Source organism: Salmonella sp. NW1250, from assembly GCF_051812965.1.
GTDB lineage: Bacteria > Pseudomonadota > Gammaproteobacteria > Enterobacterales > Enterobacteriaceae > Salmonella > Salmonella enterica.
Genome location: NZ_JAMNDD010000004.1, coordinates 176,326 through 197,122 on the forward strand (window position 1 = coordinate 176,326; position 20,797 = coordinate 197,122).

Annotated in this window: 21 protein-coding genes and 1 pseudogene; 13 read left to right on the forward strand and 9 right to left on the reverse strand. The window is 50.6% G+C overall.

The annotated features are described in order from the left end of the window. Positions 1 to 44: 44 nt before the first annotated feature. The gene (gene xylB / locus NBA72_RS08745) at positions 45 to 1,499 is read left to right on the forward strand and encodes a xylulokinase (protein ID WP_000275322.1); all 1,455 of its coding nucleotides are present in this window, start codon (positions 45 to 47) and stop codon (positions 1,497 to 1,499) included. Positions 1,500 to 1,673: 174 nt separating this feature from the next. Further along, the gene (locus NBA72_RS08750; protein WP_439004990.1) at positions 1,674 to 2,027 is read left to right on the forward strand and encodes a YiaA/YiaB family inner membrane protein; all 354 of its coding nucleotides are present in this window, start codon (positions 1,674 to 1,676) and stop codon (positions 2,025 to 2,027) included. Positions 2,028 to 2,049: 22 nt separating this feature from the next. Here NBA72_RS08750 and NBA72_RS08755 read toward each other — a convergent pair whose 3' ends face one another. Then, positions 2,050 to 3,045, reverse strand: coding sequence for an acyltransferase (locus NBA72_RS08755; RefSeq protein ID WP_042948518.1), 996 nt, complete (start codon positions 3,043 to 3,045; stop codon positions 2,050 to 2,052). A 165-nt stretch (positions 3,046 to 3,210) separates the two neighbouring features. Here NBA72_RS08755 and NBA72_RS08760 point away from each other — a divergent pair, with 165 nt between their 5' ends. The 4 genes and pseudogenes from NBA72_RS08760 to NBA72_RS08775 form a co-directional block, all read left to right on the forward strand. Continuing rightward, a complete protein-coding gene (locus NBA72_RS08760; protein ID WP_000605592.1) occupies positions 3,211 to 3,513 on the forward strand; it encodes a YsaB family lipoprotein in 303 nt (100 codons plus the stop codon). A 138-nt stretch (positions 3,514 to 3,651) separates the two neighbouring features. Further along, positions 3,652 to 4,563: a glycine--tRNA ligase subunit alpha gene (glyQ, locus tag NBA72_RS08765; RefSeq protein WP_001168551.1), complete on the forward strand. Its 912-nt coding sequence runs from the start codon at positions 3,652 to 3,654 to the stop codon at positions 4,561 to 4,563. A gap of 9 nt (positions 4,564 to 4,572) precedes the next feature. Further along, complete coding sequence (gene glyS, locus NBA72_RS08770) at positions 4,573 to 6,642, forward strand: glycine--tRNA ligase subunit beta (RefSeq protein WP_042948517.1); 2,070 nt, start codon at positions 4,573 to 4,575, stop codon at positions 6,640 to 6,642. 466 nt (positions 6,643 to 7,108) lie between these two features. Further along, positions 7,109 to 7,537, forward strand: a pseudogene (locus NBA72_RS08775) (transposase); the annotation flags it as partial. A 172-nt stretch (positions 7,538 to 7,709) separates the two neighbouring features. Here the strand turns inward: NBA72_RS08775 and NBA72_RS08780 are convergent. Continuing rightward, positions 7,710 to 8,744 carry a CHAT domain-containing protein gene (locus NBA72_RS08780; protein ID WP_039519754.1) on the reverse strand — a complete coding sequence of 345 codons (1,035 nt, stop codon included), beginning with the start codon at positions 8,742 to 8,744 and terminating at the stop codon, positions 7,710 to 7,712. A 195-nt stretch (positions 8,745 to 8,939) separates the two neighbouring features. Between NBA72_RS08780 and NBA72_RS08785 the strand changes: the two genes are divergently transcribed. Then, positions 8,940 to 9,227, forward strand: coding sequence for a DUF1778 domain-containing protein (locus tag NBA72_RS08785; RefSeq protein WP_000965886.1), 288 nt, complete (start codon positions 8,940 to 8,942; stop codon positions 9,225 to 9,227). Next, complete coding sequence (locus tag NBA72_RS08790; protein WP_042948514.1) at positions 9,215 to 9,700, forward strand: GNAT family N-acetyltransferase; 486 nt, start codon at positions 9,215 to 9,217, stop codon at positions 9,698 to 9,700. The genes NBA72_RS08785 and NBA72_RS08790 overlap by 13 nt, the downstream gene beginning before the upstream one ends. A 372-nt stretch (positions 9,701 to 10,072) precedes the next feature. Here NBA72_RS08790 and cueP read toward each other — a convergent pair whose 3' ends face one another. The 3 genes from cueP to NBA72_RS08805 form a co-directional block, all read right to left on the reverse strand. Beyond that, a complete protein-coding gene (gene cueP, locus NBA72_RS08795; protein ID WP_000047140.1) occupies positions 10,073 to 10,612 on the reverse strand; it encodes a copper-binding periplasmic metallochaperone CueP in 540 nt (179 codons plus the stop codon). Positions 10,613 to 10,785: 173 nt separating this feature from the next. Then, positions 10,786 to 10,998, reverse strand: a complete 213-nt coding sequence (gene cspE, locus NBA72_RS08800; protein WP_000014594.1) for a transcription antiterminator/RNA stability regulator CspE — start codon at positions 10,996 to 10,998, stop codon at positions 10,786 to 10,788. A 287-nt stretch (positions 10,999 to 11,285) separates the two neighbouring features. Next, a complete protein-coding gene (locus tag NBA72_RS08805; RefSeq protein ID WP_000455790.1) occupies positions 11,286 to 11,576 on the reverse strand; it encodes an HTH-type transcriptional regulator in 291 nt (96 codons plus the stop codon). Positions 11,577 to 12,015: 439 nt separating this feature from the next. Here NBA72_RS08805 and NBA72_RS08810 point away from each other — a divergent pair, with 439 nt between their 5' ends. Beyond that, the gene (locus NBA72_RS08810; protein WP_000190524.1) at positions 12,016 to 12,726 is read left to right on the forward strand and encodes a DUF3053 domain-containing protein; all 711 of its coding nucleotides are present in this window, start codon (positions 12,016 to 12,018) and stop codon (positions 12,724 to 12,726) included. 49 nt (positions 12,727 to 12,775) lie between these two features. On the opposite strand, the gene ghrB is transcribed toward NBA72_RS08810, so the two are convergent. Both ghrB and NBA72_RS08820 read right to left on the reverse strand, forming a co-directional pair. Further along, positions 12,776 to 13,750 (reverse strand): glyoxylate/hydroxypyruvate reductase GhrB, encoded by a 975-nt coding sequence (gene ghrB / locus NBA72_RS08815; RefSeq protein WP_001528209.1) that lies wholly within the window; start codon positions 13,748 to 13,750, stop codon positions 12,776 to 12,778. A gap of 229 nt (positions 13,751 to 13,979) precedes the next feature. After that, complete coding sequence (locus NBA72_RS08820; RefSeq protein ID WP_000747548.1) at positions 13,980 to 14,642, reverse strand: OmpA family lipoprotein; 663 nt, start codon at positions 14,640 to 14,642, stop codon at positions 13,980 to 13,982. Between the two features lie 152 nt (positions 14,643 to 14,794). Between NBA72_RS08820 and NBA72_RS08825 the strand changes: the two genes are divergently transcribed. Further along, complete coding sequence (locus tag NBA72_RS08825) at positions 14,795 to 17,128, forward strand: molybdopterin guanine dinucleotide-containing S/N-oxide reductase (RefSeq protein ID WP_000148455.1); 2,334 nt, start codon at positions 14,795 to 14,797, stop codon at positions 17,126 to 17,128. Here the strand turns inward: NBA72_RS08825 and NBA72_RS08830 are convergent. Next, on the reverse strand, positions 17,097 to 17,537 hold the full coding sequence (locus NBA72_RS08830) for an N-acetyltransferase (RefSeq protein WP_000619902.1): 441 nt from the start codon (positions 17,535 to 17,537) through the stop codon (positions 17,097 to 17,099). The genes NBA72_RS08825 and NBA72_RS08830 overlap by 32 nt on opposite strands. After that, positions 17,515 to 18,096 (reverse strand): DNA-3-methyladenine glycosylase I, encoded by a 582-nt coding sequence (gene tag / locus NBA72_RS08835; RefSeq protein WP_001188416.1) that lies wholly within the window; start codon positions 18,094 to 18,096, stop codon positions 17,515 to 17,517. Before tag ends, NBA72_RS08830 begins: the two co-directional genes overlap by 23 nt. Before the next feature lie 156 nt (positions 18,097 to 18,252). On the opposite strand from tag, the gene NBA72_RS08840 reads away from it, so the two are divergent. From NBA72_RS08840 to lpfB, 3 genes are all read left to right on the forward strand, one after another. Then, a complete protein-coding gene (locus NBA72_RS08840; protein ID WP_000637073.1) occupies positions 18,253 to 18,957 on the forward strand; it encodes an autotransporter outer membrane beta-barrel domain-containing protein in 705 nt (234 codons plus the stop codon). A gap of 517 nt (positions 18,958 to 19,474) precedes the next feature. Next, complete coding sequence (lpfA, locus tag NBA72_RS08845) at positions 19,475 to 19,999, forward strand: long polar fimbria major subunit LpfA (RefSeq protein WP_001747709.1); 525 nt, start codon at positions 19,475 to 19,477, stop codon at positions 19,997 to 19,999. 84 nt (positions 20,000 to 20,083) lie between these two features. Next, positions 20,084 to 20,782 carry a long polar fimbrial chaperone LpfB gene (lpfB, locus tag NBA72_RS08850; RefSeq protein ID WP_001082125.1) on the forward strand — a complete coding sequence of 233 codons (699 nt, stop codon included), beginning with the start codon at positions 20,084 to 20,086 and terminating at the stop codon, positions 20,780 to 20,782. The last annotated feature ends 15 nt before the right edge of the window (positions 20,783 to 20,797 follow it).

Below are 20,797 nucleotides of genomic sequence, written 5' to 3' on the forward strand. Positions count from 1 at the left end.
TAAGCGTAGCGCTGCCGGGCGCTTTCAGTAAAGGAACCCACACTATGTATATCGGGATCGATCTTGGTACATCGGGTGTAAAAGCTATCCTGTTGAATGAGCAGGGCGATGTGCTGGCTACGCATACTGAAAAACTGACCGTATCGCGTCCGCATCCCTTATGGTCGGAACAGGAACCAGAGCAGTGGTGGCAGGCGACGGATCGTGCGGTTAAAGGTTTAGGTCGGCAACAGTCGTTAAGTGGCGTCCGGGCGTTGGGCATCGCCGGACAAATGCATGGCGCGACATTGCTTGATAGCCGTCAGCAGGTCCTGCGACCAGCGATTTTATGGAATGACGGACGCTGTAGCGAAGAGTGCGCCTGGCTGGAAAAACAGGTGCCGCAGTCGCGTGCGATAACCGGTAATCTGATGATGCCCGGTTTTACCGCGCCCAAATTAGTCTGGGTGCAGCGCCACGAACCGGATATTTTCCGCCAGATAGACAAAGTTCTGCTGCCGAAAGATTTTCTGCGGCTGCGAATGACGGGCGTCTTTGCCAGCGATATGTCGGATGCGGCGGGAACGATGTGGCTGGACGTGAAAAAGCGCGACTGGAGCGACGTTATGCTCAACGCCTGTCATTTAACCCGACAGCAGATGCCAGCGTTATTTGAAGGTAGTGACATTACCGGAACGTTGCTGCCAGAGGTAGCCAGCGCATGGGGAATGCCAGCAGTACCTGTGGTGGCGGGCGGCGGCGACAATGCGGCTGGCGCGGTCGGCGTAGGAATGATCGATGCCGGACAGGCGATGCTCTCACTTGGAACATCGGGCGTCTATTTTGCCGTCAGCGACGGCTTTCTGAGTAAACCGGAGAGCGCAGTACACAGTTTTTGCCATGCGCTGCCGGAACGCTGGCATTTAATGTCTGTAATGTTGAGCGCCGCCTCTTGTCTGGACTGGGCGGCTAAACTCACCGGGCAGAAGAACGTCCCGACACTGATTGCCGCCGCGCAGCTGGCGGATGAGCATACCGATCCGATCTGGTTTTTGCCGTACCTGTCCGGCGAGCGCACGCCGCACAATAATCCGCAGGCAAAAGGCGTTTTCTTTGGTTTAACCCATCAGCATGGCCCGGCGGAACTGGCGCGGGCGGTACTGGAAGGCGTGGGATATGCTCTGGCGGATGGCATGGATGTGGTTCACGCCTGCGGCGTCAAACCCGCCAGCGTGACGCTTATCGGCGGCGGAGCGCGCAGCGAATACTGGCGTCAGATGCTATCTGATATTAGCGGGCTACAGCTTGATTATCGTACTGGCGGCGATGTGGGGCCAGCGCTGGGCGCGGCGCGTCTGGCGCAAATTGCGGTGAATAAACAGACTCCGCTCGCCGATGTATTGCCGCAGTTGCCGCTGGAGCAGGCGCATTATCCTGATGCGCAGCGTCATGCGGTTTATCAACAACGTCGTGAAACCTTCCGTCGACTCTATCAGCAGCTGTTGCCGTTGATGTCATAAGTCAGAATGCCTTTCGGTTTTGGCTGAAAGGCATTTCCCGTAAATATTAATTCTATTGAATTATATCGAAGTAAGTATGTGTGTTTTCTGATTTTTATATTATTGCTGAGCAGGCGCCTTTTTCATCGCTATTTCTTCGCTTAATGTGTCTCACACAACCACAAGGAGAGTGAGATGGACGATCACGTTGCACGCAGGAAACGGATGTTCGGCCTGGGAATGTTAGTTGTCGGTGCAGTGGTATACCTGGTGGGACTGTGGCCAGGCTGTCATACATTAAGCGAAAAGGGATATTTTTTTGCGGCAATCGTCATGTACGGTTTTCCAGTCTTAATTCGCCAGGAACACACGGGGAATGACCGCTTGCTTTCTCGTTGCAAATCTTTGCTGTTGCTTGGCATCGGCATGGTCGCGGTCGGCGTATTTAACCTGGCGCTGGCGGGCGCGCTGAAAATACTGTGTCTGGTGGCGCTGGGGGTCAGTATATATGGAACCGATCTTTACGCTTCCTACAGTGATGATGAATGATGGCCGGAGCCATCATTGTCGTTTAGCTAACCCATTTCCGTTTATCAATACGCTGTAACAGCATGGAAAGTAGTAGGCTTCCTGTCACCGTCGCGGCAAAAACCCACACGATGTCTAACGGCGGCCAACGTTTTAACTCCAGACCATTAGTACGTAGCGCATGGATAATCAGCGCGTGGAAACCATAAATACCCAGCGAGTGGCGGGAGATAAGCTCCAGTCCAGGTAACGTCCGCGCATTCAGCTTATTTTTAACTACCGTGAACAGTGAGACGGCGCAAATAAACACCATGGGACCGCAATACAGATACCAGGTATCGGCAAAATTTCCGCGCCAGCGTAATTCATGCAATGTGCCGCGAGAAATAACAAATACCGCGATGATGAACAGGGCAGTGCAGATAAGCGTCAGCGATGGCTTTTGCGTCTCCATCATTCCAATGGCGCGGCCCAGGATACCGTAGAGAATGTAGTAGAACGTGTCGCCGCTGATATACAGATTGATGGGCAACCATTCAACGCCGCCGATTTTTTGCGGCACAGTATTTGGGTTAGCAATAATACCAATGATCACCATCAGCATCAGGAGCATTTTGCCGCTCACGTTTTTTACCTGGATTAATGGCGATACCAGGTAGATCACCGTAATCGCAAAGAAAAACCACAGGTGGTAAAACACGGGTTTTTGCAGCGCATTTTTTAGCGAAAGCTCGACGTTGATCGAAGTAAAAAGTGAAATGTAAGCCAGGGCGACAACGCTGTAAAAGATAAGGCATAGGGCGATACGTAAAAAATGCCGCGGTTGCGCGCAGCGCTCGCCAAAAAAAAGATAGCCTGAAATCATAAAAAACAGGGGAACGCTAACGCGCGAAGCCGAATTCAGGACATTCGCAATATCCCAGTTTAGCGGGCTGACGCTGTGGGCGTTGGTGATGTACCACGTTGTAGTATGGATCATCACTACCATTAAACAGGCGATCCCTCGCAGGTTATCAATCCAGTTAATTTTAGGCTGCATCAGTTCCTCAGCTTCCGTTTCAATAGAGTTCCAGCGCGGTGGCTCACTGGAAAAATCCGACTTTCTACGCTACATCTTGTGATGGCGTAAGGAGATTCGCACAATGTTTCTGTTACCCACAAACCTTAATAATAAGACTGACCAGCAAACCAGACGGTAATAAAAATGATAATGAAGTATTTCTGTACTGTGATGATAGCCATCGCTCTGGTGGGATGCACAGCGACACCGCCACCGACGCAAAAAGCCCAGCAGAGTAAAGTGAGCCCAACACGCACGCTGGATATGGAAGCATTGTGTAAAGCTCAGGCGGCGCAGCGTTACAACACTGGCGCACAGAAAATTGCTGTTACCGGCTTCGAACAGTTTCAGGGGAGCTATGAGATGCGGGGTAATACCTTCCGTAAAGAGAGTTTTGTCTGCTCTTTTGATGCAGATGGGCAGTTTTTACATCTTTCTATGCGGTAAAAGCCGTGCCTGGTGAGGTGTGATGCCGCGAAATCCGGCAATTTTCGCTAAACAAACCGGTTTCATACTGTATATCTCGCATCCAGCGGGTATACTGGCTCCTTCCTTTAAATCCACACGTATCCAGCACGAAATAATATGCAAAAGTTTGATACCAGGACCTTCCAGGGCTTGATCCTGACCTTACAGGATTACTGGGCTCGCCAGGGCTGTACCATTGTTCAACCATTGGACATGGAAGTCGGCGCGGGAACTTCTCATCCAATGACCTGCCTGCGTGCGCTGGGGCCGGAACCGATGGCGACTGCCTATGTGCAGCCTTCTCGTCGTCCGACCGATGGCCGCTACGGCGAAAACCCGAACCGCTTACAGCACTACTATCAGTTCCAGGTAGTGATTAAGCCGTCTCCGGACAACATTCAGGAGCTGTACCTCGGTTCTCTGAAAGAGCTGGGTATGGACCCGACCATTCACGATATCCGTTTCGTGGAAGATAACTGGGAGAACCCGACGCTGGGCGCCTGGGGACTCGGCTGGGAAGTGTGGCTGAATGGTATGGAAGTGACGCAGTTCACCTACTTCCAGCAGGTCGGCGGCCTGGAGTGCAAGCCGGTGACCGGTGAAATCACCTACGGTCTGGAACGTCTGGCGATGTATATCCAGGGCGTGGACAGCGTTTACGACCTGGTCTGGAGCGATGGCCCGCTGGGTAAAACTACCTACGGCGACGTGTTCCATCAAAACGAAGTGGAGCAGTCCACCTATAACTTTGAATACGCCGATGTGGATTTCTTATTCACCTGCTTCGAGCAGTATGAAAAAGAAGCCCAGCAGCTGCTGGCACTGGAAAACCCGCTGCCGCTGCCGGCCTACGAGCGTATTCTGAAAGCCGCCCATAGCTTCAACCTGCTGGATGCGCGTAAAGCTATCTCCGTCACCGAACGTCAGCGCTACATTTTGCGTATTCGCACCCTGACCAAAGCAGTGGCAGAGGCTTATTATGCTTCCCGTGAAGCCCTCGGCTTCCCGATGTGCAACAAAGACAAGTAAGAGGCGGCCATGTCTGAGAAAACTTTTCTGGTGGAAATCGGCACTGAAGAGCTGCCACCAAAAGCACTGCGCAGTTTGGCTGAGTCCTTTGCTGCGAACTTCACTGCGGAGCTGGATAACGCCGGCCTCGCGCACGATAACGTTGAATGGTTTGCCGCCCCGCGCCGTCTGGCGCTGAAAGTGGCGAATCTTGCTGAATCTCAGCCCGATCGCGAAGTCGAAAAACGTGGTCCGGCGATTGCTCAGGCGTTCGACGCCGAAGGCAAACCGAGCAAAGCGGCAGAAGGCTGGGCGCGCGGCTGCGGGATCACCGTTGATCAGGCCGAGCGTCTGAAGACCGACAAAGGCGAATGGCTGCTGTATCGCGCCCACGTGAAGGGCGAAAGTACCGAAGCGCTGGTGCCGAACATGGTAGCCACCTCGCTGGCGAAACTACCGATCCCGAAACTGATGCGCTGGGGCGCGTCTGACGTCCACTTCGTGCGTCCGGTGCACACCGTGACCCTGCTGCTGGGCGATAAAGTGATTCCGGCGACCATCCTGGGCATTCAGTCTGACCGCGTCATTCGCGGCCATCGCTTTATGGGTGAGCCTGAGTTCACTATCGACAATGCTGACCAGTACCCGCAAATTCTGCTGGAGCGCGGTAAAGTCATTGCCGATTACGAAGCGCGTAAAGCCAAAATCAAAGCGGACGCTGAAGAAGCAGCACGTAAGATTGGCGGTAATGCCGACCTGAGCGAAAGCCTGCTGGAAGAAGTGGCCTCGCTGGTGGAATGGCCGGTGGTATTGACGGCGAAATTCGAAGAGAAATTCCTCGCCGTGCCTGCCGAAGCGCTGGTGTACACCATGAAGGGCGACCAGAAGTATTTCCCGGTTTATGACAACGCGGGCAAGCTGCTGCCGAACTTTATCTTCGTCGCCAACATCGAGTCGAAAGATCCGACCCAGATTATCTCCGGTAACGAGAAAGTGGTGCGTCCGCGTCTGGCAGATGCTGAATTCTTCTTCAATACCGACCGTAAAAAACGTCTGGAAGACCATCTGCCGCGTCTGCAAACCGTGCTGTTCCAGCAACAACTGGGCACGCTGCGCGACAAGACCGACCGTATTCAGGCGCTGGCGGGCTGGATTGCCGGTCAGATTGGTGCTGACGTCAACCATGCCACTCGTGCGGGCCTGCTCTCCAAGTGCGACCTGATGACCAACATGGTCTTCGAGTTCACCGACACCCAGGGTGTGATGGGGATGCACTACGCGCGTCACGATGGTGAAGCGGAAGATGTCGCTGTGGCGCTGAACGAACAGTATCAGCCACGCTTTGCCGGTGATGACCTGCCGTCTAACCCGGTAGCCTGCGCGTTGGCGATCGCCGATAAGATGGATACTCTGGCGGGTATCTTCGGTATCGGCCAGCATCCGAAAGGCGACAAAGACCCGTTTGCGCTGCGTCGTGCCGCGCTGGGCGTGCTGCGTATCATTGTTGAGAAGAACCTCAACCTTGATCTGCAAACGCTGACCGAAGAAGCGGCGCGTCTGTATGGCGACAAGCTGACCAACGCCAACGTAGTCGATGATGTGATCGACTTTATGCTGGGTCGCTTCCGCGCCTGGTATCAGGATGAAGGTTACACCGTCGACACTATCCAGGCGGTACTGGCGCGTCGTCCGACCCGTCCGGCAGATTTCGATGCTCGTATGAAAGCGGTATCGCACTTCCGTACCCTGGAAGAAGCCTCTGCGCTGGCGGCGGCGAACAAGCGCGTCTCCAACATCCTGGCGAAAGCCACTGAGCCGCTGAACGATATCGTCCACGCCTCCGTACTGAAAGAAGCGGCGGAAATTGAGTTGGCCAGACATCTGGTTGTGCTGCGTGATAAGCTTCAGCCGTACTTTGCCGATGGTCGTTATCAGGAAGCGTTGATTGAGCTGGCTGCTCTGCGCGCGCCGGTGGATGAATTCTTCGAAAATGTCATGGTTAACGCGGAAGAGAAAGATATCCGTATCAACCGCCTGACGCTGTTGTCGAAACTACGCGAACTGTTCCTGCAGGTTGCGGATATTTCGTTACTGCAATAAGCGTTCAGTTAAATAAATAAAAACCTGCTTTCGGGCAGGTTTTTTTTATAACGTAAAGAGTGCTAGTCGATTCGCTAATAATTCTGTAACTCATAGACGCGGTTATTTCTATTGATTGGCAAAAAATATTTCAGGAATACATTAACGCTGGCGGTACGGATATTGGCGTTAGAATAGCTGCGGGTGCTTGAGACTGTTTGTCTCAGGTATTCACCAAAAGGCAGAGAGAGAAAAGCCCCACCTGACTATACCCAAAATAATTCGAGTTGCTTAAAGGCGGCAAGGGAGTGAGTCCCCAGGAGCATAGATAACTATGTGACTGGGGTGAGCGACAAATCTGCCGGGAGCAGATTTGAACGTCGCGTGCGACGGCCCGTCAGGGCGAGGCCCATGGAGGGGCCGAGTAATCCGTAGCCAACACATAAGCAACTTGAAGTATGAAGGGTATATAAATCAAAAGTGCACTGCGCCCATTATTGATCTCTTCAATAACGAAGCGATCTCCTGCAGTATTTCAGAACGTCCAACCATGCCGATGATCGATGACATACTCATGAAGGCATTTGCCAGACTTGATGCGGGTACCAATCCGGTTCTTCATTCAGATCAGGGCTGGCAATACCGTCATTGATGGTACCAGTATCAGTTACGAGAGTTTGGCATCATCCAAAGTATGTCCCGCAAAGGCAACTGCCTTGATAATGCCTGTGCAGAATGTTTTTTCGGCACTTTAAAATCAGAAAGTTTTTACACCAGTAAATTTAAGGATATTGATGAACTTAAGATAGCTATTGAGGATTACATACGATACTACAATCCCCGACGAATTAGCCTTAGATTTAACGGACTCAGCCCGGTTGAATACCGCCTAAAGAGCTATCCAGGCAGAAATTAACAAGGTCTGTACAGGGATGCTATCAGGAAACCTGAACGTCGGTAGATACGCTCACGCAAATGTCTGCTATGAGCGAGGAGCGGACATTACCATTTCTTATTGAGGTCAAATTTGCTCAACACACCGACAAATGAGATATGTTGAGCAATTAATTATTTATTAAAGACATTGATTAATCTGACTGTGCAATAATGTATGTATTAGCTGCATCGCAACCAGATTTCATAAAAAGTGTTGGTGTATTCTGTTCTGAAATACCCTCTAGCATTAAAGCTGCTTTCGCTTGATTAAATGATTTCTCAATAGAAAGGCCAAAAGTTAAAGATGAATAAAATTGCGCAGAAAAGGCTCTCGCAGCATCATCTGTAATTGAGTCGCTCATTCCAATGGCACATTCAATGTGGTCAACTACTTTATTAGCTTGGTTTTTTGAGTGACATGTGTTGAAAAATACTAGTCTTAAGTTGTCATTTGCAACACTCATTGCCTGAACGAGAGATTCCATCGACACTAATTTAGTATTGGAGTTGTTATCCATAAGGACTAATTCATCATTGGAACTTCCGTGACCACTAAAATGTACAATTGTTGGCATATATTCATTTATATACTGCAGAATGTCACCAGGTCTAACCGCCCAACATGATTCCAATTTTACTGCATCACGGTGACGTGATTTTGTAATCATTTCTTTTATAGAACGAACTTCTTCATCTAACCTTAACTGTCCTTGATCTTGTGGATTTGATGCAAGAAACAATACTGTAATTTCTTCAGGTAACTCACTCAAATTCTTTATCATATCAGAGTGCTCCGACAATGTTTTATTGACAGTGCTGAATGCCCTAGTTTGTTCGCGCTGGAATTTATCTTGAAGTTGTTGGCGTTTTTTGTATTCTTTAACTTCCTCATTATCCATTTTTCTTTGCTCAGCTTGTAATTCTTTATTTTTTCTGGATATTTTGGATTCAAACTCTGAAATTTTCTTTTCAACTTTAGATATATCTGCTTGGTGTTTGTATATTTCCTTTTGCTTATTGCTAATCGTTGTTAATGACTTCGATGAGTTCATTTGCTTTGTTGCCGACTGAATTTTATTATTTAAGCTTGTTATTTTTGCATATTCTTTGGCCTTTTGGTCAATCAATCGCGCGATTTCATTTCTTTTACGATCAACATTTCTTCTATGTAAATCAATCATCGCCATATCTTTATCTCATTTTTGAGCTGACTATTTCCAAAGTCCATATTTTATCAAGCAATTCTTTGAATACAAGAAGCCGAGAGTCTTACAATGTCCGCTGCTGGCACAAAGCGGACATCAGTATTCAAAAAATGAAAAACGACGACTTGATGTATACCGTTTGCTATACATGGTGGTTGTGCTATCATTGTAAAGCAAATGCTATACAAGGGGTGTCTCATGAAATCAGATGTTCAACTTAACCTTAGAGCTAAGGAATCGCAGCGGGCGCTCATTGATGCAGCCGCGGAAATCCTTCACAAGTCACGTACAGATTTCATTCTGGAAACGGCCTGCCAGGCTGCCGAGAAAGTGATCCTTGACCGCCGTGTATTTAACTTTAACGATGAGCAATATGAGGAGTTCATCAATCTGCTTGATGCACCGGTCGCAGATGATCCCGTTATCGAAAAACTGCTGGCAAGGAAACCTCAGTGGGACGTGTAACAGCACCAGAACCTTTGTCCGCTTTTCATCAGGTAGCTGAGTTCGTCAGCGGTGAAGCTGTGCTTGATGACTGGTTGAAGCAAAAGGGCCTCAAAAACCAGGCTCTCGGAGCGGCCAGAACATTTGTGGTGTGCAAGAAAGACACGAAGCAAGTAGCCGGTTTTTACTCTCTGGCCACCGGCAGCGTCAACCATACAGAAGCGACAGGCAATCTTCGGCGTAACATGCCAGATCCCATCCCTGTCATTATACTTGCCCGTCTTGCTGTCGATCTCTCATTCCATGAAAAAGGGCTTGGTGCTGATTTACTTCATGATGCAGTGCTTCGTTGCTATCGGGTTGCCGAGAATATTGGTGTACGTGCAATCATGGTTCATGCACTTACCGAAGAAGCCAAAAATTTCTACATTCACCATGGTTTCAAATTATCACAAACTCAGCAGCGAACATTGTTCCTTAGGCTCCCTCAATAGAATGCAAAGACTGTTACGTTCAAATCGCTATAAGCGATAATTTGATAGAACGTCTAAGGTTAGATTCAGGAAGAATACGACGAACAAAATATTGATGAGACAGGAATCCTCGTGATGCAAGAAAGCAACGGAATGGATAATCCAATTGCGGACAATGTTATTTAGTTATAGCCAGAAACAAAAAAGAGCCCATGTATTAAACGGATACTCTTTCGCTGATGCCTCGGTTAATCTGTCCAGGTTTTGGGGTCAGTACAAAGTGAGCCCCCCTCTGCCATTCTTGTGGCGTTATGCATTCTCAAGGCACTCTGTTAATTTTATCTTGTTGGCGTTTTATAGGCCCGATAACCCATTATGTTATCGGGCATTTTTTTAACGTAATGGTAATTCCGTCAGACAGGTCTGGCTGTCATCTCTGGTGGCAATGGCATGTGACGCCGTTTTACCGTTGTAGCTTACTTCGAGCGTCCCTTCCATATTGCGCGGTAGCCAAACACCGATAAATCCGTTTCGATAGCTTTGCATCTCTTTTTGTACGATGACAGCGCCTTTACTGTCTGTCACTTTTACAGTGAACGGTTTATTCGGCATTTCTCCCTGACAGCCGGAAAGGCTGTGGTTAAAACAGGGGTGTGTCCGCCATTCATAGGGCGCAAAAGAGAGATAGAATTTGTCGCCTAACGGCAGCGTATAAATCTGCTCTCCGTCAGATAATTTGAGTTCAGTACTGGTAATCGACGCGGAGTAAGGCAAAGGACGGCTCTGCGGCGTCTGATCAATCGTATCCACGATCTGCTCAACCGTTTTTCCCGCCAGCCCATGTTGCGCCAGAAAAGCGGATTCTGCGGATGCCGCAAGCGCGGAGCCGCTGGCGCATAAACCCAGAAGTAATAACCATGATGATTTCGACATAACTTCAATTCCTTGTGAACAATCTCCTTGCTTACTATAGGGGTTCCCCTAAGGGAAAGGTCAAAGGGACGCAGGGTAAAGTAATGCAAAGTTATGCTGGGGGAGAGGGGGGAATTGGAATAAAAAAAATCCCCGCCATCAGGCAGGGATTCAAAATTCTGAGCTTTTTAAGCTTACAGGCTGGTTACGTTGCCAGCTGCCGGGCCTTTAGCGCCGCTTTCGATGGTGAAGGAAACTTTCTGACCTTCGTCCAGAGATTTGTAACCATCGTTCTGAATAGCGGAGAAGTGTACGAACACGTCTTTAGAACCGTCATCAGGAGTAATAAAGCCGAAGCCTTTATCAGCGTTGAACCATTTTACGATACCAGTCATTTTACCGGACATAGTGTATTACCTTTTAAAAAATAAGTGTGCCTTTCGGCGTTATGGCGTGCTTTACAGATTTTTTAAGCGTTAAGGAAATGCGCACTACGAGGGGTATCTAATGGATAACTCTTGAAGGGACTTGCCTTACTAAACTGCTTTAATGGTCTGTACGTCAAACCGTTGAGCACATTAACTCATGTAATGCCGGGCGATGCAACTTTTATTTTACTTTATTTCTCCAGGCCAGGAATCGGGCGGGGAAAACGGTCCTTACGCAGGACCGTTAAAACAGAAAGGGGTAAAAATTACTCCATCAATTGCTTACTTAAGCGTGGGTTTGCCTGTATCAGACGCATCAATTTGAGCTCTGCTGGCGTGGGTTTTTCGCGTTTCGATTCCCATTCCTGAACCATGGCAACCGTTACGCCCAGCGCTCTGGCGAATTCATCTGTTTTTAGTCCCGTCCCTCTCCGTAACTGTTCAAATTCGGTAAAAGGATTGGGTTTTTGCGTCAGGGTGATCTTTCGCGTTTCATCTTTAAAAACAATTTGTTCCAGGCTGCTCAGCAGCTCAAACATCGGATCTTTATATTCCATTGAGAACTCCTGTAAATCACACAGCGGGATCGTGAAGTGCATCGAAGCCTCTTAAGAATAGTCGGGAAACTTGCGGGTGGGGGGGCGACGGGCCGCCAGGAAGCGCTATCGATTCGTTTCGATGCCTTACGCTACGCGACTTTTAGGACGCTAACAATTTGATCCAGGAAGGTATATCCGTCTTTCAGAAAATAATTGTAAAGATTAAAAAAATATTACATCCCCCGCTGGAAAGCTTTCTTGCCGCGTTTTTTATCGTAGTGTTAGGCCAAAAATTAACAATAAAATAACAAATTAAGCATTGATGCAGATAAACATAATTTTCCGCTACAAGATCGCGTGGAAAGGGTATCCTGCAAGCCTGACCTGGACTATCCTTGTAAGCCGTCAGGCACGCAGGTGTCGTTGTGCGCATTTTTGGGTGAAAGGAGTATTAACAATGGCGACAGGTAAGTCCTGCTCTCGCTGGTTTGCGCCTGTTGTGGCGTTATTAATGGTGTTTAGCCTGAGCGGGTGTTTTGATAAAGAAGGCGATCAGCGCAAAGCGTTTGTCGATTTCCTGCAGAATACAGCAATGCGTAGCGGAGAGCGTTTACCAACGCTGACGGCCGATCAGAAAAAACAGTTTGGTCCGTTCGTGTCTGATTACGCGATACTGTATGGCTACTCGCAGCAGGTAAACCAGGCGATGGATTCCGGTCTGCGCCCGGTGGTCGATAGCGTTAACGCCATCCGCGTTCCGCAGGATTATATGACGCAACGCGAGCCGCTGCGGCAGGCAAATGGTTCGTTAGGCGTGCTGGCGCAACAGTTGCAGAATGCAAAACTGCAGGCTGATGCCGCGCATGGCGCGTTAAAGCAGGCCGATGACCTGAAACCTGTGTTTGATCAGGTCTACAAAAAAGTGGTCACCGTGCCGGCAGATGCTTTGCAGCCGCTGATCCCGGCGGCGCAGATCTTTACGCAGCAGTTGGTACAAGTGGGCGATTATATTGCGCAACAGGGTGAGCAGGTGAGCTTTGTCGCGAACGGCATTCAGTTCCCGACCTCACAGCAGGCCAGCCAATATAATGCGCTGATTGGGCCGCTGGCCTCGCAGCATCAGGCGTTTAATCAGGCCTGGACGGCGGCGGTAAACGCGACCCAGTAATGACAGTCTGCCCGATAAGCGCAAGCCAGCGCTTATCGGGCCTGTAGCGTTATCCCGCCGCCTGCGGGTTGACGCAGTTCTTCTCTATTTTTCCCTGCAGCGCATCAATCAAATTATCCACCGCACAGGCCATCATGTTGTAGCGCGTCTCATGCGTTGCCGAGCCAATATGCGGCACCGCGACGACATTAGACATGTTCAGCAGGGGCGAATCCACGGATAGCGGTTCCTGCTCAAAGACATCCAGACCTGCCGCATATATTTCACCGTTTTGCAGCGCGGCAATCAGCGCGTTTTCATCGACCACCGGGCCGCGTCCGGCATTAATAAAAATGGCGGACGATTTCATTCTGGCAAACTGTGTTGCGCCAAACAGATGTCGCGTTTCTGCCGTTAGCGGCAGGATCACGCAGACAAAATCAGCCTCCTGCAACAGCGTATCCAGATCGCAGTAGCGGGCGTTAAACCGGTCTTCCGCCTCCTGATGCCGCCGACGAGCGTGATAGAGAACCGGCATGGTAAACCCAAAGTGCGCTCGCTGCGCCAGCGCCATCCCGATACGCCCCATCCCAACGATACCGAGTGTTTTGTGATGCACATCGACGCCAAACCACGCCGGGCCAATGCTTTCCGTCCATTCACCCGCTTTAACCCGTTCTGCGACGTCCACCACGCGGCGGGCAGTGGTCAGCATCAACGCCATCACCGTATCGGCAACGGTTTCCGTCAAAACGGCAGGCGTGTGCATCAGGACTATTTTGCGGGCAGTAAGGGCGTCCACTTCGACATTATCGTATCCCACCGAGATGGTCGACGCCGCGCGTAGCGCCGGCATTTTTTCCAGCAGCGCGCGGTTAACGGTTTCGCTGGCGCCCAGAAGGCCTTGCGCGCTGGCAAATGCCTGCGCGTGTCGCGCTACCGTTTCCGGATGCAGGTTCGGTACCTGGGTGACGGTAAAATGCGCCTCCAGGCGATGCAGCAAATCATCAGGCAGGGTTTTGTAGAGAATGATGGACGGCTTCATGCGACTCTCCGTAAATCAAAAGGTAAGCGCGGCATGCGCCAACCGGAACAGGCTTATTATTAACCCGTTTAGCCATCATCGACCAGCCAATTTCCCCGCTGTCGGCAGCCGTGTCGTGGTAAATAATGAATGAATACCGAGTAATGCGACGTGTATCCGGTCTGGAGAAGGAATGGCGAGGGAGTAATGCAGGCCGGGTAAAGCATGCCGCCTTACCCGGTACTGTCGTTTACTGCAATGGACTCAAGGTAATTTCGACGCGGCGGTTTTGCGCCTTACCTTCTGCCGTACTGTTGCTGGCGATCGGGTTCGCCGGACCCATTCCGCTGGTACGGATACGGCTGGCGTCGACGCCCTGGGTGATCAGCGAACTGGCGACGGAGTCAGCACGCTGCTGCGACAGACGCATATTCAGATCGTGGCTACCGGTACTGTCGGTGTAGCCCACCACATTGACGGCGGTCTTGGGATACTCTTTCAGCACCATCGCCACGCCGGTCAGCGTGTTAGCGCCTGCCGGTTTCAGCGTCGCGCTGCTGCTGTCGAAGGTGACATTATTCGGCATATTCAGAATGATATTATCGCCGCTTCGCGTCACGCTAACGCCTGTGCCCCGCATTTTGTCACGCAGTTTCGCTTCCTGTACGTCCATGTAGTAACCCACGCCGCCGCCCAGCGCCGCGCCAGCCGCCGCGCCAATCAGCGCGCCTTTACCGCGATCTTTTTTGGAGGAGGAGAGTGCGCCGATGCCTGCGCCGACCAGCGATCCAATACCCGCGCCAATGCCGGATTTACCTGCTTCGCGTTCGCCGGTGTAAGGGTTTGTTGTGCAGCCAGATACTGCCAGGGCGCCGCTCACGATGGCAGCAATCACAAATACACGTTTTTTCATCTTAAATCCTTATCACTTTTTTATTTTTACCACAGCGACCGTGGCGGTTGATTATGACGTCTGCACATGAAGAAAATTCCAGGGAAAACTCTGAAATTTGTAAGTAACATTGATCGGCAAAATAAATAATCCCAATAATTCAGGAGCGAACCTTGACCCACGCACCATCGCGTCATTCGGTATTGACCGCCGCACACTGGGGGCCAGTCCGCGTTGAAACCGACGGAGAACGCATTTTTGCCTCGTATGGCGAACTCCCGACGGCACACCAAAATTCCCTGCAAACCGTTGTGCATGACCAGGTGCACAGTAAAACGCGGGTTCGCTTCCCGATGGTGCGTAAAGGGTTCCTGGCTTCTCCCGATAAGCCGCAAGGCATACGCGGGCAGGATGAGTTTGTTCGCGTAAGTTGGGATGACGCGCTGGATCTGATCCACGCTCAGCACAAACGTATTCGCGAAAGTTATGGACCATCGTCCATCTTCGCTGGCTCCTATGGTTGGCGTTCGAACGGCGTATTGCATAAAGCGGCTACGCTATTGCAGCGTTACATGGCGCTGGCGGGAGGGTATACCGGCCATCTTGGCGATTATTCCACCGGCGCGGCGCAGGCTATCATGCCTTATGTGGTGGGTGGTAACGAGGTTTACCAGCAGCAGACTAGCTGGCCGGTGGTGCTGGAACACAGCGAGGTGGTGGTGCTCTGGAGCGCGAACCCGCTGAATACTCTGAAAATTGCCTGGAACGCCTCGGATGAACAGGGGCTCGACTATTTTGCGGCGTTGCGACAAAGCGGCAAACGCCTGATCTGCATCGATCCAATGCGATCGGAAAGCGTCGACTTTTTTGGCGATAAGATGGAGTGGATCGCCCCGCATATGGGCACCGATGTGGCGTTAATGTTGGGGATCGCCCATACGCTGGTGGAAAACGGTTGGCAGGATGAAGCGTTCCTTGCCCGCTGCACGACGGGTTATGACCGCTTCGCCGACTATCTTTTGGGCACGACCGACGGTACGGCCAAAACAGCGGAATGGGCGGCGGAAATTTGCGGCGTTTCTGCGGTGAAAATTCGTGAACTGGCGGAGATATTTCATCATAACACCACCATGTTGATGGCCGGTTGGGGAATGCAGCGTCAGCAGTTCGGCGAGCAAAAGCACTGGATGATCGTTACGCTGGCCGCAATGCTGGGGCAAATTGGTACGCCTGGCGGCGGGTTTGGTTTTTCTTATCATTTTGCTAACGGCGGAAACCCGACGCGCCGCGCCGCCGTGTTAGCCTCGATGCAGGGAAGCATCCCTGGCGGGGTCGATGCGGTAGATAAAATACCGGTGGCGCGTATTGTCGAGGCGCTGGAAAACCCCGGTGGGTTTTACCAACACAATGGGATGGATCGCCGCTTCCCGGATATTCGTTTTATCTGGTGGGCGGGCGGCGCGAACTTTACTCATCATCAGGATACCAACCGTCTGATTCGCGCGTGGCAAAAACCGGAACTGGTCGTTATCTCGGAATGTTTCTGGACGGCCGCCGCGAAACACGCGGATATTGTTCTGCCTGCGACCACCAGCTATGAGCGTAACGATTTAACCATGACCGGCGACTATAGCAATCAGCATTTGGCGCCGATGAAGCAGGTCGTGTCGCCCCGGTGGGAGGCGCGGAATGATTTTGACGTTTTTGCTGAACTGAGCGAACGGTGGGAAGCCGGCGGTTACGCTCGGTTCACCGAAGGAAAAAGCGAGCTGGCGTGGCTGGAGACTTTCTACAATATTGCCGCCCAGCGTGGCGCCAGCCAGGGGGTGACGCTGCCGCCGTTTGCCGCATTCTGGCAGGCTAACCGTTTACTGGAGATGCCGGAAAATCCCGCCAACGCGCAGTTTGTGCGCTTCGCGGATTTTCGCCGCGATCCTGATAACCATCCGCTAAAAACGGCCAGCGGCAAAATCGAAATCTATTCTGCGCGCATTGCCAGCTATGGTTACGCGGATTGTCCCGGTCATCCGATGTGGCTGGTGCCGGATGAGTGGCACGGGAACGCCGATGCGGGGCAGGTTCAGCTACTTTCCGCGCATCCGGCGCACCGTCTGCATAGCCAGCTTAACTACAGTTCGTTACGGGAGCGGTATGCGGTAGCCGGACGCGAACCGGTGACGATTCATCCGCAGGATGCGACAACGCGCGGAATCGTCGATGGCGATACGGTACGCGTCTGGAATCATCGCGGGCAGGTTCTGGCGGGCGCGGTCGTTACCGACGGAATTCGGCCTGGCGTTATCTGTATTCACGAAGGCGCATGGCCGGACCCTGAACCTACCGCAGGCGGCATATGCAAAAACGGCGCGGTAAACGTCCTGACAAAAGATCTTCCCAGTTCCCGGCTGGGGAACGGTTGTGCGGGCAACACCGCGCTGGTCTGGTTTGAGAAATATACCGGCCCGGCGCTACCGCTTACGGCGTTTGATCCGCCTGCCAACTCATAATCCAGGTGGGGTGGGCGGTATCCTCCTGCCAGGCGCTATCTTCAATACGAAAACCAAGCGCATGGTAGAAGTTTACGGCGGATTGATTTTTCTGGTAAACCTCAAGGCTCAGCAGAGGAAAACGTTGCTGGACATATTCCAGAAGCGCTTTGCCAATGCCGTGTCTTAACGCGTCGGGGGCGACAAACAGCGCCCCGACAAAACGGGCTTCCAGTACGCTGACGAAGCCTTTCAGTTGTCCATTTTCCTCCCATACCCAGGTTTGCGCGGCGGGTAAATAGACGTCGCGTACAATTGCTTCGCTCTCGTGCCAGTAACGTTCTTCGATAAAGGGATGGGCATAAATGGTACTTTTCATCCACAGCGCCAGAATAGACGCCATGTCTTCACTCTGGGATTTGCGAATCATGTTTTTCTCCCGGATGGCAAAAACAGCCGGTAATATGGTCGTTGACCAGTCCGCACGCCTGCATAAAGGAGTAACAGATAGTCGTACCGACAAACTTGAAACCGCGTTTTTTCAATGCCTTAGCAAGCGCATCGGACGCAGGTGTTGAGGTAGGGATCTCATCCAGGCTGGCCGCCTGGGTGATCTGCGGCTGGCCATCAACGAATGACCAGACAAAATCGGCGAAAGACTCGCCGTTTTGCTCCATCGCAAGCCAGGCGCGGGCGTTACTGATAATGGCCTGAATTTTACCGCGATGTCGTATGATGCCCGTGTTCTGCAGCAGGCGTTCAACATCCTCCTCCTGCATAGCTGCGATGCGTACTGGGTCAAACTGATGAAAACAGGCGCGGTAGTTCTCCCTCTTTTTAAGCACGGTGATCCAGGATAAACCGGCCTGTTGACCTTCAAGACAGATCATTTCAAACAGCTTTCTGCTATCGGTTTCCGGCACGCCCCACTCGTTATCATGATAGGCAATATAAAGGGGGTCCTGGCTGACCCAGTCGCAACGCTGCATAGACTTCCTCGTTATTGTGGTTACCGCGAAAATTTCCTTCAACCCGCCTTGACGGGCCCGCTAAAAGGACAATAGTTAATACAGGGCTGATGCCTGACATCCTTCATTCAATGACAATAATATCGCCGAATTCGGCTCTACTCTGGAGTCGCGTTGATGATTGTAAGAAAACGCCGTGGTCGCCGGACATTGCGTTGTCTGGCGGGCCTTATGGCCTGCTCGTTTTTTATCAATACCACGTATGCCTGGCAACAAGAATATATCGCTGAAGCGGCTCCGGGGCATACGACGGAACGCTATACCTGGGACAGCGATCACCAACCGAATTACAACGACATACTGGCCGAACGTATTCAGTCTACGCAAAATACGGTGGGGCCGGTGCTTAGCCTGGCGGATGAAACCCCGCTTGATGCGACCAGCGGTATCAGTATGGGCTGGAATTTTCCGCTTTCCCGACGTGTGACCACTGGGCCGGTCGCGGCGTTGCATTACGACGGTTCGACGTCATCAATGTATAACGAATATGGCGATAGCGCGACGACATTAGCGCTTACCGATCCGTTATGGCACGCCAGCGTCAGTACGTTAGGCTGGCGGGTAAACTCGCAGTTCGGCGATGTCCGTCCCTGGGCGCAAATTAGCTATAACCAACAGTTTGGGGAAAATATCTGGAAAGCGCAGTCCGGGTTGAGTCGTATGACCGCAGGAAATCAGGCGGGAAACTGGCTGGATGTCACCGTAGGCGCGGACGTGTTACTTAACCCGCACATGGCGGCGTATGCGGCGTTTTCCCAGGCGGAAAATAGCGCTACGGATAGCGATTATTTGTATACCCTGGGGGTGAGCGCCAGGTTTTAACTTAAAAACTACCATCGAAACGCTGTGATAACAGATCTTGTGGCGGAAGTAGGGTGCTAACCTTCTGCGTTATCTTTGCGCTGTTAATCATCTCGCTGGCAGTTTCCACCACTATTCGCCAGCCGCAGCGGGAGGGGGTTAGCGAAGCGTCTGCGTAACACATGCAACACCAGGCGTACAGCGCACCCATTTGGTGCTATTTTTTTTATTTAGCACAAATGCCTAATCAATTGTAGTTAAAAAAACGTCTAATAAATAAGGAAGGCATTTAACTTATTTATGAATAGGAAGAAATAATATATTAATTATATTAATTTATTCTTAATAAAAATTTACATTTATGTACGTTACATTTGTAACATATTGATTTCTATTTTTTTTAAGATTAACTAAAAATTATTTTTATATATACTAATTATTGTATCCAATACCCACCTCTATACACTCCATTTCCTCACAGAATGCAGATAATCCTAAGGATGCGTTCTGTTATCTACCGTCATAAATGGAGTTTTTAATGAAAAAAGTTGTTTTTGCTCTGTCTGCTCTCGCTGTAGTTTCCACTTCTGCTTTCGCTGCTGAATCTGGTGACGGCACCATTAAATTCACCGGTGAAATCGTTGACGCGCCATGCGTCGTTTCTACTGACTCTCAGAACCAGGAAGTTGTGCTGGGTCAGGTTAAGAAAAATATCTTCAAAGCCATTGGCGATAAATCTGTTTCCAAGCCTTTCCAAATCAAACTGGAAGACTGTGACATCACCTCTCAAACCAAAGTTAACGTGAGCTTCGCTGGCGTTGGAGATGCAGACGACGCGACACTGGTTTCTGTTAACACTGAAGCAGGTGCGGCAACTGGCGTGGGCATCGGTATCTACGACAACGCTAACAAGCTTGTTGAAATGAACACCGGTAAATCCACCACTACGCTGGCTGCTGGTCAGACCGTGCTGTACTACACCGCTAACTACGTTGCAACAAAAGATGCTGTAACCACTGGTTACGGTAACGCAGAAGTGGACTTCAACCTGTCCTACGAATAATCGAATTTTCGTTAATACAGTCAATCATAATGGCAACGGAAATCCCGTTGCCATTTTTTCCAGCGGAGGCTCAGGAAGAGAATCATGAACCGCTCACGTTTGATATCTTGCACAGCACTGGTGCTGGCGCTGATTGCTCAAAACAGTTTTGCCGGTGGCGTGGCATTAAGCAGCACGCGTGTTATTTATGACGGTAGTAGAAAGGAAGCTTCTCTTACGGTAAATAATAAAAGCACCACGGATGAATTTCTCATTCAGTCATGGATTGATGATGCTAACGGTAATAAAAAGACGCCCTTTATCATCACTCCACCGTTATTTAAATTAAGCCCGACTAAAAATAACGTTTTACGTATTGTTAATACGACGAGCACGTTACCGCAGGATCGCGAGTCCGTTTATTGGATTAACGTAAAAGCTATTCCTGCCAAAAGTGAAGACGCGGAAGCTAAAAACGTACTGCAGATCGCCGTACGTACCCGCTTAAAACTGTTCTATCGTCCGGCGGGCCTGAAAGGCAATAGCATGGACGGCTGGAACAAACTGCAGTTCACCAGCGCAGGGGCTAACCAGATCAAAGTGGAAAACCCATCTGCCTTTAACCTGACGTTTAATAAATTTTATGCCAACGGCCGTGATATTGAAAAAACGGGAATGGTTCCGGCAAAAGGCTCATTGAATATTGAACTGCCAGCCGGCACCGGCAAGGTAAGCGAAGTTAAATACAACATTATTAATGACTTTGGCACGGCTGGCGACATGTTGACACAGCGCGTTAACTAACACGTTTTAAAGGAT

Excerpts from the sequence above, each read along its gene's own strand:
- lpfA (WP_001747709.1), top strand. The coding sequence starts at position 19,475 with ATGAAAAAAGTTGTTTTTGCTCTGTCTGCTCTCGCTGTAGTTTCCACT.
- NBA72_RS08750 (WP_439004990.1), top strand. The coding sequence starts at position 1,674 with ATGGACGATCACGTTGCACGCAGGAAACGGATGTTCGGCCTGGGAATG.
- NBA72_RS08780 (WP_039519754.1), bottom strand. The coding sequence starts at position 8,744 with ATGGCGATGATTGATTTACATAGAAGAAATGTTGATCGTAAAAGAAAT.
- xylB (WP_000275322.1), top strand. The coding sequence starts at position 45 with ATGTATATCGGGATCGATCTTGGTACATCGGGTGTAAAAGCTATCCTG.
- cspE (WP_000014594.1), bottom strand. The coding sequence starts at position 10,998 with ATGTCCGGTAAAATGACTGGTATCGTAAAATGGTTCAACGCTGATAAA.
- NBA72_RS08810 (WP_000190524.1), top strand. The coding sequence starts at position 12,016 with ATGGCGACAGGTAAGTCCTGCTCTCGCTGGTTTGCGCCTGTTGTGGCG.
- NBA72_RS08755 (WP_042948518.1), bottom strand. The coding sequence starts at position 3,045 with ATGCAGCCTAAAATTAACTGGATTGATAACCTGCGAGGGATCGCCTGT.
- NBA72_RS08830 (WP_000619902.1), bottom strand. The coding sequence starts at position 17,537 with ATGATTCGCAAATCCCAGAGTGAAGACATGGCGTCTATTCTGGCGCTG.
- NBA72_RS08785 (WP_000965886.1), top strand. The coding sequence starts at position 8,940 with ATGCTATACAAGGGGTGTCTCATGAAATCAGATGTTCAACTTAACCTT.
- NBA72_RS08820 (WP_000747548.1), bottom strand. The coding sequence starts at position 14,642 with ATGAAAAAACGTGTATTTGTGATTGCTGCCATCGTGAGCGGCGCCCTG.
- NBA72_RS08840 (WP_000637073.1), top strand. The coding sequence starts at position 18,253 with ATGATTGTAAGAAAACGCCGTGGTCGCCGGACATTGCGTTGTCTGGCG.
- tag (WP_001188416.1), bottom strand. The coding sequence starts at position 18,096 with ATGCAGCGTTGCGACTGGGTCAGCCAGGACCCCCTTTATATTGCCTAT.
- lpfB (WP_001082125.1), top strand. The coding sequence starts at position 20,084 with ATGAACCGCTCACGTTTGATATCTTGCACAGCACTGGTGCTGGCGCTG.
- glyQ (WP_001168551.1), top strand. The coding sequence starts at position 3,652 with ATGCAAAAGTTTGATACCAGGACCTTCCAGGGCTTGATCCTGACCTTA.
- NBA72_RS08760 (WP_000605592.1), top strand. The coding sequence starts at position 3,211 with ATGATAATGAAGTATTTCTGTACTGTGATGATAGCCATCGCTCTGGTG.
- glyS (WP_042948517.1), top strand. The coding sequence starts at position 4,573 with ATGTCTGAGAAAACTTTTCTGGTGGAAATCGGCACTGAAGAGCTGCCA.
- NBA72_RS08805 (WP_000455790.1), bottom strand. The coding sequence starts at position 11,576 with ATGGAATATAAAGATCCGATGTTTGAGCTGCTGAGCAGCCTGGAACAA.
- cueP (WP_000047140.1), bottom strand. The coding sequence starts at position 10,612 with ATGTCGAAATCATCATGGTTATTACTTCTGGGTTTATGCGCCAGCGGC.
- ghrB (WP_001528209.1), bottom strand. The coding sequence starts at position 13,750 with ATGAAGCCGTCCATCATTCTCTACAAAACCCTGCCTGATGATTTGCTG.